Raw genomic sequence first — 13,164 nt, 5'->3', positions numbered from 1 at the left:
TTTGGGTTTGAAGCGACGAGAGTGGAGTGTTGTTGGTGAAGGCGACGAAGCCTATCGCCACTACGATCCGTGAAGGAGACCCGCCACCATGCAGCTCTCCAGCAGCATCAGCGACGCCCTTACCGTTCTGGCCAACCGCCGGACCATGCGCATCGCCAACCGCCGGCTCGCCGACGAGCTCGCGTCGTTCCGCACCACCGCCGAGCGGGCCGAGCTCGACGAGCTGATCAGCCGGCACAGCAGCGAGGAGACCCGGGAGATCCGGGCGATCCTCTACCGCCAGGACCTCGAGCGCCAGCAGGCCAGCCGCCGGGAGACGGCCGGCCTGGGCGGTTACCTCGGTTAGTCCTCCACCGACGATCCGGCCCGGACGCTGCCCGCATGGGCTTTCGCGTCCGGGTCTTTCCGTGATTTGAGCAGGCTCAGGACCGTGGTGACCACCAGGACCACGACGATCACGCCGAGCGAGAGCCCGATGCTGACCTCGGGCACCGAGTCGCTGATGTCCTTGTGCGCCCAGTGCAGCACCAGCTTGACGCCGATGAAGGCCAGGATGAGCGACAGCCCGGTCGACAGATAGACCAGACGGTCGAGCAGGCCCTTGACCATGAAGAACAGGGCTCGCAGGCCGAGCAGGGCAAAAGCATTCGCGATGAAGACGATGTACGCCTCGTCGGTCACGCCGAACACGGCCGGGATCGAGTCGAGCGCGAACAGCAGGTCGGAACCGCCGATTGCGATCAGGACCAGGAACAGCGGCGTGAACATCCGCTTGCCGCCGACCTTGGTGAGCAGCTTGCCGCCCACGTAGTCGTCGGTCAGCGGCAGGAATCGGCGGCCGGCCTTGACCACCGGGTTGTCCTCGATGTCCGGGTCGGAGTTGCGATGCCGGAACAGCTGCACGGCCGTCCAGATCAGCAGCAGGCCGAACAGCAGGAAGGTGAACGAGAACAGGTTGAGCAGCGTCGCGCCGAGCGCGATGAAGATGACCCGGAGCACCAGCGCGATGATGATGCCGAAGGTCAGCACTTCCTGCTGGTATTTCTCCGGCACCGCGAACGTCGACATGATGATCACGAAGACGAAGAGGTTGTCGACCGAGAGGCTCTTCTCGACGATGTAGCCGGCAAAGTATTGGGCGCCGAAGTCCCAGCCGGCGACCATGCCGAAGACGACGCCGAAGGCGACCGCCACCCCGATGTAGAAGGCGGACCAGGCGGCCGCCTCACGGAAACCGACGGCGTGCGGACGCAGCACGCCGAGGGTCAGGTCGAGGGCGAGCAGGGCGACGATGACACCGATGGTCAGCGTCCAGCCGAGCGCGGTGACCTCAAGCATTAATCAGAACCTCCGGGCTGGTGAAGCGGGGTGATTCCTTTGAATTGTCCCCGGTTAGCCTGGGAGGTACCTGAAGGATGGCCTAAGCGACCTGGAAAGACCGCTTCGCGAGGCCCATCCAGAAGCCGTCGATCGGCTGCTCCGGCGCCCGCTCCGGATCGTCGGACGCGCCCAGCGTCAGGAACATCGGCGCGAAGTGCTCGATCGTCGGGTGTGCCCACGGCATGCCGGGCGCCCGCTCGCGGAAGTCGGCCAGCTCGTCGATCGCGCCGCGGGCCAGGGTCTCGGCGGCCCACGCGTCGAACTCCCGCGACCAGCCGGGGGCGGCCGCGTCGGGCCGCCAGTCGCGCAGGAACGGCAGGCCGTGCGTGGTGAAGCCGGAGCCGACGATCAGCACGCCCTCGTCACGCAGCGGGGCGAGCCGCCGGCCCAGGTCGAGCAGCCGGTCGGGCTCGAGGGTGGGCAGCGACATCTGCAGCACCGGGATGTCGGCGTCGGGGTACATGACGGTCAACGGCACATACGCCCCGTGGTCGAGGCCGCGGTTGGTGCGGGTGACGTGCTCACTGTCCGGCATCAGCTTCTCGACCCGGGCGGCCAGCTCGGGGGCGCCGGGCGCGGCGTACTTCGTCTCGTAGTAGCGCCGCTCGAAGCCGCCGAAGTCGTAGACCAGCGGCACGGTCTCGGTGGCCCCGAGCATCAGCGGCGCCGATTCCCAGTGCGCGGAGGCCATCAGGATCGCCTTCGGGCGGGGCAGGCCGGACGTGAGCTGCTGGAGCTGGGCAACCCAGCGCGCGTCGTCGACCAGGGGCGGAGCGCCGTGGCTCAGGAACAGGGCGGGCATGCGGCTCACGGTGGACCTCCGTTGAAGCTTCAACTAAGTGAGCTAATCGTACGCGCACTTATTTGCGTCGTCAACTAACTGCCGGTCATCATTACGGAGAGTAGACGTTGGCGATCATCAATACTGTCCGTTATCAGTTGATTGCTGCCAACTTTGGGCATCAACGTCGATCGACATGATCGACGGGGGGTAACTCGTACGTGCGTTAAATTCGCTTTACAAGCAATCGAAGAAAGTTTAAGCGTCGCTGGTCAGAAGCATTGGAACGAATGCGTTTCTGATTCGGACAGTTGTCAAGAAAACTTCCTCCGCATAGGACGTTGCAACTTGCGCGCGGCGCTGGCATGCTACGCGATGTTGCGCAGGGGGGCGCTCACCGTAACCAATAGCGACGACCGACGACCATTACCGTCGGTAACATTTTCATGTAGCAACCGCACCGCATAAGGAGGGCCCGCAGTGGCGTCGTCGCCGCAGCTCCCCCTCGCCGATGATCTGTTTCTGACCGCGCACGACACGGTCAAAGGCAAGTCCCTGCTGACGCCGGCCACCCTTGGCCTCGGGCTCGCAGCGGCATTGATCGGCGAGCTCGTTTTCTGGCGGAGGCTGGATCTGGTCGACGGGAAGCTCCAGCTCATCGACGATCGGCCGACCGGTGATCCGGCTACCACCGCGGTCCTCGACCAGCTGTTGCGCGAGGGCCACCATCGGGCCATCCGGGACTGGATCTCCTTCCTGGCCACCGGCATCGCCACCGATCTCGTCGAGCGCCGCCTCTCCCGGGCGGGGTTGTTGATCCGCCAGGAGAAACGCGGCCTGCTGGGCAGCAAGGTGTCGTTCGTCCCGGCCGACTCGATGGTCGCCGGCTGGCCCGCCACCCGCATCCGGACCTTCATCGGGCGCGGTGAGCTGCTCGACGTCCCCGACCTGGTCCTCGCCGGCCTCATCCTGGGCACCGGCCTCGACCAGCACGTCTTCCTCACCCTCGACGCCCGTGGCCGCGGGCAGCTGTTCGACCAGTTCCGGCGCCGCCTTCCGGCCATGCTCCAGGACCTCGTCGCGCACACCGAGGCCGCGGTGGGCGACGCCGTCATGGCCCGGCGCGCCTAACCCCCACAACACCCCCTCACCCCCTCCTGGAGACCCGCGTGTCCACCACCGCATCACCCCCGCAAAGCCAGTTGTCGAACGCACTGGCCCGCGATCGCCTCGGCGTCGCAGCGGTGGTCTTCTTCGTCATGTCCGCGGCCGCGCCGCTGACCGTGGTCGCGGGCGTCGTGCCCACCGGCCTCGCGGTCACCGGCCTGACCGGCATTTCCATTGCCTTCATCGCCATGGCCGTCGTCCTCGCGCTCTTCGCGGTCGGATACGTCGCCATGTCCCGCCACATCGCCAACGCGGGCGCCTTCTACGCGTACATCTCGCAGGGCATCGGCCGGCCGGTCGGCGTCGGCGCCGCCTGGCTGGCGCTGCTCGCCTACAACTGCTTCCAGATCGCTGCCTACGGTGGTTTCGGCGCGATCGCGCAGCCGCTGTTCAAGGACTGGTTCGGCGTCGACATCCAGTGGTGGGTCCTCGCGCTGGTCTGCTGGGCGATCACCGCCGTCCTCGGCGTGCGCGACGTCGCGGTCAACGGCAAGGTGCTCGCCACCCTGCTGGTCGCCGAGATCATCCTGGTCGTGGTGTTCAGCTTCTCCGACCTCTTCTCGTCGGACTTCCACGCCTCGTCCGCCGCGGTCGACCCGGGCAGCCTGGTCGGCGCCGGTTCCGGCGCACTGCTCGCCATGGCGATCACCGGCTTCGTCGGCTTCGAACAGTCCGTGGTGTTCTCCGAAGAGTCCCGCGACCCGCGCCGCACCGTGGCCCGGGCCACCTACATCTCCATCGCGTTGATCGCCCTGCTCTACGGCTTCGCGGCCTGGGCGATGATCTCGTCGGCCGGTGACGACGTGATCGGCCGGGCCGGCAACGAGGGCCCCGACCTGTTCTTCAACGTGGCGTCCGACCAGCTCGGCACCGCGGCCATCCACCTCGGCCACGCGCTGTTCCTGACCTCGCTGATCGCCGCGATGATCTCGTTCCACAACATCATCTCGCGGTACACCTTCTCGCTCGGCCGCGAGGGCGTGCTGCCGCGGGCCTTCGGCCGCACGGTGCCCGGCACCGGCGCCCCCAAGAACGGCTCGCTCGCCCAGTCGGCGCTCGGCCTGATCGTCCTGGTGCTCTTCGCGGTCATGGGCTGGGACCCGCTGGTCCAGATGTTCTTCTGGGGCGGCTCGGCCGGCGGCATCGGCGTCCTGCTGCTGATCACGGTCACCTCGATCGCGGTCATCGGCTACTTCGCCAAGAACCCGACCGGCGAGGACTTCTGGCACCGCATCGGCGCCCCGGTCGTCGGCACCATCCTGCTGCTGGTCATGAGCTACCTGGCGCTGTCCAACATCGCCACCCTGTTCGGTGTCGAGCCGGGCAGCACCCCCACCTGGGTCGTGCCGCTGGCCTACGCCTTGATCACCCTCGCCGGTGTCCTGTGGGCCCTGGTGCTGCGCAGCAGCCGCCCGGACGTCTACTCCGGCATCGGCCTGGGCGCCCGCAGCGCGACCGCCGCCAGCACCGGCGGCGGCTTCGCGGCGGCGCTCCGTGGCGACCAGGAGAGCAACGCGTGAGCGGGCGCAGCGAGCGAACCATCAGGCTGGGCACGGTTTGTCGCGCCGATTCGGAGCGAAGCGGAGAATCGGCGTGACGGAATACCCGGAGATCCGCCCGGCCCGCGAGGACGAGCTCGCCGCGGTCGGAGAGCTGGTCAGCCTGTCCTTCTTCCACCTCGGCGCCTGCGTGTACCTGGTGCCGTCGCCGGCGGACCGGCTGAAGGTGCACTCCGACTACTTCGGCCTGCTCACCGAGCACGCGCACAACTACGGCCGGGTCGACGTCATCGACGACCCGTCCGGCTCGGGCTACGCCGCCACCGCGGTGTGGTTCGACTACACCCGCGAGGCGCCCGACCCGCCGAACTACGAGGAGCGGCTGGCTGCCCTCGCCGGGGACTATCTCGACCGGTTCCAGGCGCTCGACGAGCTGTTCGCCGCGAATCACCCGCACGACCCGCACTGGCACCTCGCGTTCCTCGCGGTCCACCCGGACCACCAGGCGCACGGTCTGGGCGGGAAGCTGATGAAGCGCACCCACGACGAGCTCGACGCGGCGGGCGTTCCGCAGTACCTCGAGGCGACGAACGAGAACAACGTCCGTCTCTACCGTCGCACCGGTTACGTCGACATGGAGACGTTCGAAATGCCGCTTCCGGACGGCACGAACTTCTTCCGGATGTGGCGCAAGGGCTGACACCCCTGCAACGAAAGGCGCGGCCACCGTCCGGCCGCGCCTTTCCGCGTCACCACTCGAATTCCGGGCCCCGGGCGCTGCCGGCCGGCAGCAGCGGCCGCTCGGTGTAACGCCAGCTCTCCGCGACCACGTAGCGCCCGCCGCGCGGCGGGTCCAGGTCGGCCGGCCCGCAGCTGTGCTTCAAGGCAAAATCGGTGAACATCAAACCCTTGCAGGTGTACGGGCCGGCTACCACCTCGTCGCTCGTCGCGTCCCGCACCGTCAGCGACACGTCGGCCTGGATGCCCGGCGCCGCCTCGATCTGGCCGATCACCCGCACCGACGGTCCCGCCGCGTGGCACGGCCGGGCCAGCACCGGGTGGCCGAGGTTCCAGCTGTACTCGTCGCCGCACTGCCACGGCCCGAACTCGACCTGCGCGCCCGCCCCCGCCTGCACCGGACCGGCGGACACCCCCACCGAGGCCCGGGCGGCCGGCCTGGTGGACCGCGGGCCGAGCTCCGACGCTCCGGCCGGTAATCGCCCGGCGACCAGGGCGGGCGCCTGGGGGAGCGGCTTCGCCGACGCGAGGCCGGCCGCTCCGGCCGCGCCCGCCGCTCCGGCCGCGCCTCCCGCCACCGGGCCGCTGGGTGCGGGTGCGGGTGCGGGCCGCCCGATCGCCGCCGCCGGGCCGTCCGGGGTGTTCAGCAGCTTCCACGCGTTGAAGCCACCCAGACCGGAGAGCACCACGGCCGCCGTGACCAGGGTGGCCATCAGCCCGTGGCGGCGGAACATCCAGGACCGCGGGCCGTTGCGCGGAGGCCGGCGGCGGGCCGGGCGGCGGATCGACGGATGCGGGCCGCCGAGCTGCTCGGTCAGCCCGGTCTCGCCGGCCGCCGTCACCGACGTCAATGCGGCCACGCCCGCCACCTGCCGCGCCAGATCCCGCAGCGCGGCGCCCAGCTCGCCGGCCGACGGGCGGCGGGCCGGGTCCTTGTCCACGCACCACTCGATCAGCGACCACACCGCGGGCGGCATGCCCGGCGGCGGCGTGAGCGACTCCTCCAGGTGCCGGCGCAGCACCGCGAGGGGCTCACCGGCGTACGGCGGACGACCGGTGACCAGCTCGAACAGCACGATGCCGGCCGCGTACACGTCGGACGCCGGCTCGGCCTCGCCCTGGATCGCCTCGGGCGCCATGTAGTGCGGCGTGCCGACGATCGCCTGCGGCGTGGTGAGACCGGCCCCGTCGAGGACCCGGGCGATACCGAAATCGGTCAGCCGCACCTCGTGTCGGCCGTCCTCGGCGACCTCGAGCAGGATGTTGTCCGGCTTGACGTCGCGGTGCACCACGCCCATCTCGTGTGCCTGGGTGAGCGCCGCGGCGACCTGGGCGAGCAGGCTCGCGGCCTCGGCCGGCGGCAGCGTTCCGGCGCTCTGCAGCCGGGTGCGCAGGCTTCCGCCGCTCACGTAGTCCATCACCAGGGCGAGCGAGCCGCCGACGCTGAACAGGTCGCGCACGCCGACGATGTTCTCGTGCCGCATCATCATCAGGATCGTGCGCTCCTGCACGAAGCGGATGACCAGCTTCGGTTGCCGCAGCAGTCCCTCGTGGAGCAGCTTCACCGCCACGTATTCGCCGGTGGCCCGGTCGATGCCGCGCCAGACCGTGCCGGTCGCGCCGTGCCCGACCGGGCAGACGAGCACATAGGAGTTACCGACGCAGCGGCCGCTCAGGTCGGCCGTGGCAGCGGCGTCGTCGCCACTCGTGGAGGGGGATGACTGCACGTGAGCGCCGTCCTTCCGAGATCGGGGGCGACGACGATCGTCCGTATCGATCTCGGCGGCAAGCAACTTGCAGCGCCCGTTCTCTCACACAGGGTCAGTCGAGTCAGCTGACCGTCACCCTGCGTGCTCCTGGTCGTTCTACGGGTGTTTCGGGCATGCGAGTAATGCCGGATGCAGCCTCACGTTCGCCGCTGGTGAAAATCGGTCAGCCGGCGGAGAGGTTGAGTTCGAAGCTGTAGCGGCTCGCCCGGTAGAGGTGGCTGCCGTACTCCAGGGCCCGGCCCCGGTCGTCCCACGCGGTGCGGGTCATCGTCAGCAGTGAGGCGCCGCGCTTCTCGCCCAGGATGCGGGCCTCGCCGGCGGTTGCGGTGCGGGCGCCGATGATCTGGGTGGCGATCCGCGGCACGTGGCCGGCCCGGCGCAGCAGTTCGTAGAGGCCACGCGCGGCCAGCTCCTCGGGCTTGAAGTCCAGCACGTCGAGCGGGATGGCGTTGTGCATCAGGGCGAGCGGCTCGCCGCCGGCGTAGCGCAGGCGTTCGATCCAGGTCACCTCGGCGCCGGGGGCGAGGTTGAGCGCGGCGGCCACCTCGGTGTCGGCCGGCACGATCTTGAGGTCGAGGACGACCGTGTGGGGTTCCTGGTCGCCGGCGATCAGGTCGTCGTAGAGGCTGGACAGCTCGACCGGGCGCCGCACCTTGGGGTGCACGACCTGGGTGCCGACGCCCCGTTTGCGCACGAGCATGCCGCGCTCGACGAGGTATTGGATCGCCCGGCGCGTCGTCGGGCGGGAGACGCCGAGCCGGTCGGCCAGGTCCACCTCGTTCTCGATGCGGTCGCCGACACCGATCTCACCCGACTCGATGAGCTCCTGCAAACGCGTCGCCACCTGGTAATACAGCGGCACCGGGCTGGTCCGGTCAACCTCGACCGGGCGCACCGGGGTTGGATCGGATGTCACGACATTCCCCCAATGGACATCGATGAGCGCTCAAGACTTTGTCAGGACAAAGTATTGACGTAAGAGACCTCACGTTATTACATCGAGGGCAGCAAACCTAGCGTCGCCGGTCGGCTACCGACGGCTTCAATCACTTCTTCATCGCGCCGTAACGAGCACGGCACTCGGCACGCTGACGCGTGCCCAATTTGTGAACATTCGCCGGAAGGATCAGCATGCCCGCCGACGAGGTACTGACGATGGGACGCATAGGCGTCGACCTGTACCCACAACAGATCGGGGTCTCGCTCCGCGAGGTGCGCACCTTCGAGAAGTTCCTGGGTGGCAGTGCCTCCAATGTGGCCGTCGCAGCCGCCCGCTACGGTCGCCGGGCCACCGTGATCACCCGCACCGGCGCTGACCCGTTCGGCGAGTTCCTGCACGACGCGCTGCGTGGCTTCGGCGTCGACGACCGCTTCGTGACGCCGGTTCCGGCGCTGCCGACGCCGGTGACGTTCTGCGAGATCTTCCCGCCGGACGACTTCCCGCTGTATTTCTACCGTTTCCCCAAGGCCCCCGACCTGGAGATCCACGAGTCCGAACTGGACCTCGACGCGATCCGCGCCGCCGATATCTTCTGGATCACCGGCACCGGCCTGTCCACCGAGCCGTCCCGCTCGGCGACGCTGGCCGCCCTGCATGCCCGGGACCGGGCCGCGATCACCGTCTTCGACCTCGACTACCGGCCGATGTTCTGGTCCTCGCGCGAGGAGGCCCGCCGGTGGTACGCCGAGGCCCTGCCGTTCGCGACCGTCGCGGTCGGCAACCTCGACGAGGCCGAGACCGCCGTCGGCGTGCGCACCCCGGCCGGGGCCGCCGACGCCCTGCACGCGGCCGGCATCGAACTCGCCGTGGTCAAGCAGGGCCCGAAAGGCGTGCTCGCGTCGCGTAAGGGCGGCGAGCGCGTGGAGGTGCCGCCCGTCCCGGTCGACGTGGTCAACGGCCTCGGCGCCGGCGACGCGTTCGGCGGCGCCCTCTGCCACGGCCTGCTGGCCGGCTGGGATCTCGAGGCGACGATGCGCTTCGCCAACGCTGCGGGAGCCATCGTCGCCTCGCGCCTGTCCTGCGCCGACGCGATGCCCACCGAATCCGAGGTGCGGGTGCTGCTCGGCGAGGAGAAACCGCCGGAGCCGGCGCACTTCCCCGGAGCGATCGCCGGCTCCGGCGTCCGTGCGCCGATCGGTGAGGAGGCACCCGGTGCCTGAGTCCGATCGTTCCGACGCCATCACTGTCGAGGAGGTTTGCGGTGCCTGAACTGGTTGACCTTCTCGCGTTGCGCACTCAGCGCCCGGATGCCATCGCCGCCGCTGCCGCGGCCCGGCGACGGCCGGCAAGTCTGTTCGGGCCGCACGGCAAGCTGATGATCATTGCGGCCGACCACCCGGCCCGGGGAGCGCTACGCGCCGGCGCCGACCCGCTGGCGATGGCCAACCGGGTCGACCTGCTCGACCGGATCCGTACCGCTCTCGCCCGGCCGGGCGTCAACGGCGTGCTCGGCACCCCGGACATCCTCGAGGATCTGCTGCTGCTGGGCGCGCTCGACGACAAAGTTGTCATCGGCTCGATGAACCGGGGCGGCCTGGCCGGCACCTCGTTCGAGATGGACGACCGGTTCACCGCCTACGACGCGGGGAGCATCGCGGCGGCCGGCTTCGAGGGCGGCAAGATGCTGCTGCGCATCGACCCGGACGACGCCGGGACGGTGGCCACCCTTCAGGCCTGTGGCAACGCGGTCAGCGCGCTGGCCGCGCACCGGCGGATGGCGATGGTGGAGCCGTTCATCTCGCACCGGGTGGACGGGCGGGTGCGCAATGACCTGACCACCGAGTCGATGATCCGCGCCATGACGGTGTCGGCCGGGCTCGGCACGACCTCGGCGTACACCTGGTTGAAGGTTCCGGTGGTGCCGGACATGGAGCGGGTGATGGCGGCGACCACGCTGCCGGCGCTGATCCTCGGCGGTGAGGTTTCCGACGACGCCGCGGCCGCCTATGCGCAGTGGGCCAAGGCGCTCAGCCAGCCCACCGTGCAGGGGCTGGTCATCGGGCGCTCCCTGCTCTACCCCGCGAAGGGCGGCGTCGCCGACGCGGTGGACCGGGCGGTGGAGCTGCTATGACGATGCGGGCCAGGGTCAATCCGCTGATGCGCCGGGGGAGCGTGGCCGACAAGCCGTTCGAGACGGTGGTGTCGCCGGAGAACGCGGGCTGGCGGTACAGCGGGCTGCGCGTGCTCGACCTGCCGATCGGGGCGCGGGCCCGGTTCTTCACCGGGCCGGACGAGATGCTCGTGCTGCCGCTGACCGGCGGCTGCGACGTGACCTGCGACGACGAGCGGGTCACGCTGACCGGGCGGCGGTCGGTGTTCTCCCGGGTCACCGACTTCGCGTACGTGCCGAAGGAGTCCGCGGTCACCGTGCGGGCGCCCAACGGCGGGCGGTTCGCGCTGCCCGCGGCCCGCGCCGACCGGCGGCTTCCGTTCCGCTACGGGCCGGCCGAGAACGTGCCGGTGGAGCTGCGCGGGGCCGGGCAGGCCAGCCGGCAGGTCAACAACTTCTGCACCCCGGAGAGCTTCGAGGCGGACCGGCTGATCGCGTGCGAGGTGCTCACCCCGGGCGGCAACTGGTCGTCCTATCCGCCGCACAAGCACGACGAGACCGGCCCGGGGGAGTCCAGCCTGGAGGAGATCTACTACTACGAGGTCTCGCCCTCGCCGGCCGGCACGGCCGGTTGCGGCTACCAGCGGGTGTACGGGCATCCGGACCGCCCGATCGAGGTGTGCGCCGAGGTGCGCTCGGGCGATGTGGTGCTGATCCCGTACGGCTGGCACGGCCCGTCGATGGCCGCCCCCGGCTACGACCTCTACTACCTCAACGTCATGGCCGGGCCGGGCGCCCGGGAGTGGCTGGTGCGCGACGACCCGGAGCACGGCTGGGTGCGCGGCTCCTGGGCCGGCGTGCCGATCGACGAGCGCCTGCCGCTCACTTCCAGCAAAGAGAGGACACGACCGTGAAGCTCACCGTCGGCCAGGCCGTCGTCCGGTTCCTGGCCAGCCAGTGGACCGAGCGGGACGGGGTGGAACAGCGCACGATCGCGGGCTGCTTCGGCATCTTCGGTCACGGCAACGTGGCCGGCATCGGCCAGGCACTGCTGCAGGCGCAGCGGACCGGCGCCGCTGGAACAGACACAGTCGATCTTCCTTACCATCTTGCGCGCAACGAGCAGGGGATGGTGCACGCGGCGGCCGGGTTCGCGCGGATGAAGAACCGGCTGTCCACGATGGCCTGCACCGCGTCGATCGGCCCCGGCTCGACCAACATGATCACCGGCGCGGCCCTGGCCACCGTCAACCGGCTGCCAGTGCTGCTGCTGCCCTCCGACGTCTTCGCCACCCGCGCCGCCTCGCCGGTGCTGCAGGAGCTGGAAGACCCGCGCTCCTACGACATCTCGGTCAACGACGCGTTCCGGCCGGTCTCCCGGTTCTTCGATCGGATCTGGCGGCCCGAGCAACTGCCGTCGGCGCTGCTGGCGGCGCTGCGGGTGCTGACCGACCCGGCCGAGACCGGCGCGGTCACCCTCTGTCTTCCCCAGGACGTGCAGGCCGAGGCGTACGACTTCCCCGACGCGCTCTTCGCCAAGCGGGTCTGGCACGTGGCCCGCCCGGTCGCCGAACCGGTGGCCGTGCAGCGCGCGGCCGAGGTGATCCGCAACGCCGAACGGCCGCTGCTGATCGCCGGTGGCGGCGTCATCTACTCCGAGGCGTCGGCCGAACTCGACCAGTTCGCCCGGCTCACCGGCATCCCGGTCGCTGACACCCAGGCCGGCAAGGGCGCACTCAGCTGGGACCACCCCAACTCGGTCGGCGGCGTCGGCGCCACCGGCACCCCGGTCGCCAACCGGCTGGCCCGCGACGCCGACGTCATCATCGGCGTCGGCACGCGATACAGCGACTTCACCACCGCCTCCCGTACGGCGTTCCGGAACCCGGACGTGAAGTTCGTGAACATCAACGTGACCGGCTTCGACGCGGCCAAGCAGTCCGCCTTCCCGATCGTGGCGGATGCCCGCGCCGGGCTGTCCGAGCTGCTCCCGGCCCTGGACGGCAAGCAGTTCCCGACCGGCTATCGGGTCGGGGTCGCCGAGTGGCAGGTCGCGGTGGATTCGGCGTACCACATGGGACACAGCCCTCTCCCCGCTCAGGCCGAGGTGATCGGGGCGGTGAACGAAGCGTGCGCAGCACGCGACGTGGTGGTGCAGGCAGCCGGCAGCATGCCCGGTGACCTGCAGTTGCTCTGGCGGTCGAACGATCCGAAGCAGTACCACGTCGAGTACGGCTACTCCTGCATGGGTTTCGAGATCGCCGGCGCGCTCGGGATCAAGATGGCCGACCCGTCGCGTGAGGTGTACGCGCTGGTCGGCGACGGCTCCTACCTGATGATGTCGCAGGAGATCGTCACCGCCGTGTCCGAGGGCATCAAGCTGATCGTCGTCCTGGTGCAGAACCACGGCTTCGCCTCGATCGGCGCGCTGTCCGAGTCGCTCGGCTCGCAGCGGTTCGGCACCAGCTACCGCTACCGCGGCGCGACCGGGGACTACGACGGCGGCTACCTGCCGGTCGACCTGGCGGCCAACGCGGAGAGCCTCGGCGCCTCGGTGATCCGCTGCCGCACCATCGCCGACCTGCGGGACGGCCTGAAACGGGCGCGGGAGGCCGACCGGCTGACGGTCGTGCACATCGAGACCGACCCGCTGTCGCCGGTGCCCTCCTCGGAATCGTGGTGGGACGTCCCCGTACCGGAAATCTCTGATCTGTCCTCCACGCAAGCCGCACGCGAGGTCTACGACGCGGCGAAGCGCGACCAGCGGCACTACCTCTAAG

At 69.8% G+C, this 13,164-nt stretch carries 12 protein-coding genes; 8 read left to right on the top strand and 4 right to left on the bottom strand.

Features of this window, described 5'->3' with window-relative positions; translation table 11 throughout:
- The first annotated feature begins 88 nt into the window (after positions 1 to 88).
- Positions 89 to 346 (top strand): hypothetical protein, encoded by a 258-nt coding sequence (locus AB0E90_RS09945; RefSeq protein WP_360402223.1) that lies wholly within the window; start codon positions 89 to 91, stop codon positions 344 to 346.
- Here AB0E90_RS09945 and AB0E90_RS09940 read toward each other — a convergent pair.
- On the bottom strand, positions 343 to 1,338 hold the full coding sequence (locus tag AB0E90_RS09940; protein WP_360402221.1) for a TerC/Alx family metal homeostasis membrane protein: 996 nt from the start codon (positions 1,336 to 1,338) through the stop codon (positions 343 to 345). The two genes, AB0E90_RS09945 and AB0E90_RS09940, sit on opposite strands and share 4 nt — an antisense overlap.
- Before the next feature lie 82 nt (positions 1,339 to 1,420).
- Positions 1,421 to 2,182 carry a class III extradiol ring-cleavage dioxygenase gene (locus tag AB0E90_RS09935; RefSeq protein WP_360402459.1) on the bottom strand — a complete coding sequence of 254 codons (762 nt, stop codon included), beginning with the start codon at positions 2,180 to 2,182 and terminating at the stop codon, positions 1,421 to 1,423.
- Between the two features lie 459 nt (positions 2,183 to 2,641).
- Between AB0E90_RS09935 and AB0E90_RS09930 the strand changes: the two genes are divergently transcribed.
- The 3 genes from AB0E90_RS09930 (at position 2,642) to AB0E90_RS09920 (ending at position 5,527) form a co-directional block, all read left to right on the top strand.
- On the top strand, positions 2,642 to 3,292 hold the full coding sequence (locus AB0E90_RS09930) for a GPP34 family phosphoprotein (RefSeq protein ID WP_360402219.1): 651 nt from the start codon (positions 2,642 to 2,644) through the stop codon (positions 3,290 to 3,292).
- A 38-nt stretch (positions 3,293 to 3,330) separates the two neighbouring features.
- A complete protein-coding gene (locus AB0E90_RS09925; protein WP_360402217.1) occupies positions 3,331 to 4,848 on the top strand; it encodes an APC family permease in 1,518 nt (505 codons plus the stop codon).
- Positions 4,849 to 4,921: 73 nt separating this feature from the next.
- On the top strand, positions 4,922 to 5,527 hold the full coding sequence (locus tag AB0E90_RS09920; protein WP_360402215.1) for a GNAT family N-acetyltransferase: 606 nt from the start codon (positions 4,922 to 4,924) through the stop codon (positions 5,525 to 5,527).
- Between the two features lie 49 nt (positions 5,528 to 5,576).
- Here AB0E90_RS09920 and AB0E90_RS09915 read toward each other — a convergent pair whose 3' ends face one another.
- Complete coding sequence (locus tag AB0E90_RS09915) at positions 5,577 to 7,292, bottom strand: serine/threonine-protein kinase (protein WP_360402213.1); 1,716 nt, start codon at positions 7,290 to 7,292, stop codon at positions 5,577 to 5,579.
- Between the two features lie 205 nt (positions 7,293 to 7,497).
- Complete coding sequence (locus AB0E90_RS09910) at positions 7,498 to 8,250, bottom strand: GntR family transcriptional regulator (protein ID WP_360402211.1); 753 nt, start codon at positions 8,248 to 8,250, stop codon at positions 7,498 to 7,500.
- 215 nt (positions 8,251 to 8,465) lie between these two features.
- Between AB0E90_RS09910 and iolC the strand changes: the two genes are divergently transcribed.
- From iolC to iolD, 4 genes are read left to right on the top strand one after another with little or no spacing between them, the layout of a single operon-like run.
- Positions 8,466 to 9,494, top strand: coding sequence for a 5-dehydro-2-deoxygluconokinase (gene iolC / locus AB0E90_RS09905; protein ID WP_360402209.1), 1,029 nt, complete (start codon positions 8,466 to 8,468; stop codon positions 9,492 to 9,494).
- Positions 9,495 to 9,535: 41 nt separating this feature from the next.
- Positions 9,536 to 10,405: an aldolase gene (locus tag AB0E90_RS09900; protein ID WP_360402207.1), complete on the top strand. Its 870-nt coding sequence runs from the start codon at positions 9,536 to 9,538 to the stop codon at positions 10,403 to 10,405.
- A complete protein-coding gene (gene iolB / locus AB0E90_RS09895; RefSeq protein ID WP_360402205.1) occupies positions 10,402 to 11,298 on the top strand; it encodes a 5-deoxy-glucuronate isomerase in 897 nt (298 codons plus the stop codon). Before AB0E90_RS09900 ends, iolB begins: the two co-directional genes overlap by 4 nt.
- Positions 11,295 to 13,163: a 3D-(3,5/4)-trihydroxycyclohexane-1,2-dione acylhydrolase (decyclizing) gene (iolD, locus tag AB0E90_RS09890; protein WP_360402203.1), complete on the top strand. Its 1,869-nt coding sequence runs from the start codon at positions 11,295 to 11,297 to the stop codon at positions 13,161 to 13,163. Before iolB ends, iolD begins: the two co-directional genes overlap by 4 nt.
- Position 13,164 lies beyond the last annotated feature (1 nt).

Origin of the sequence: Actinoplanes sp. NPDC026619 (assembly GCF_040638295.1) — a bacterium.
GTDB lineage: Bacteria > Actinomycetota > Actinomycetes > Mycobacteriales > Micromonosporaceae > Actinoplanes.
The sequence above is the reverse complement of the archived record's forward strand: the minus strand, read 5'-3'. Positions and strand labels throughout refer to the sequence as shown.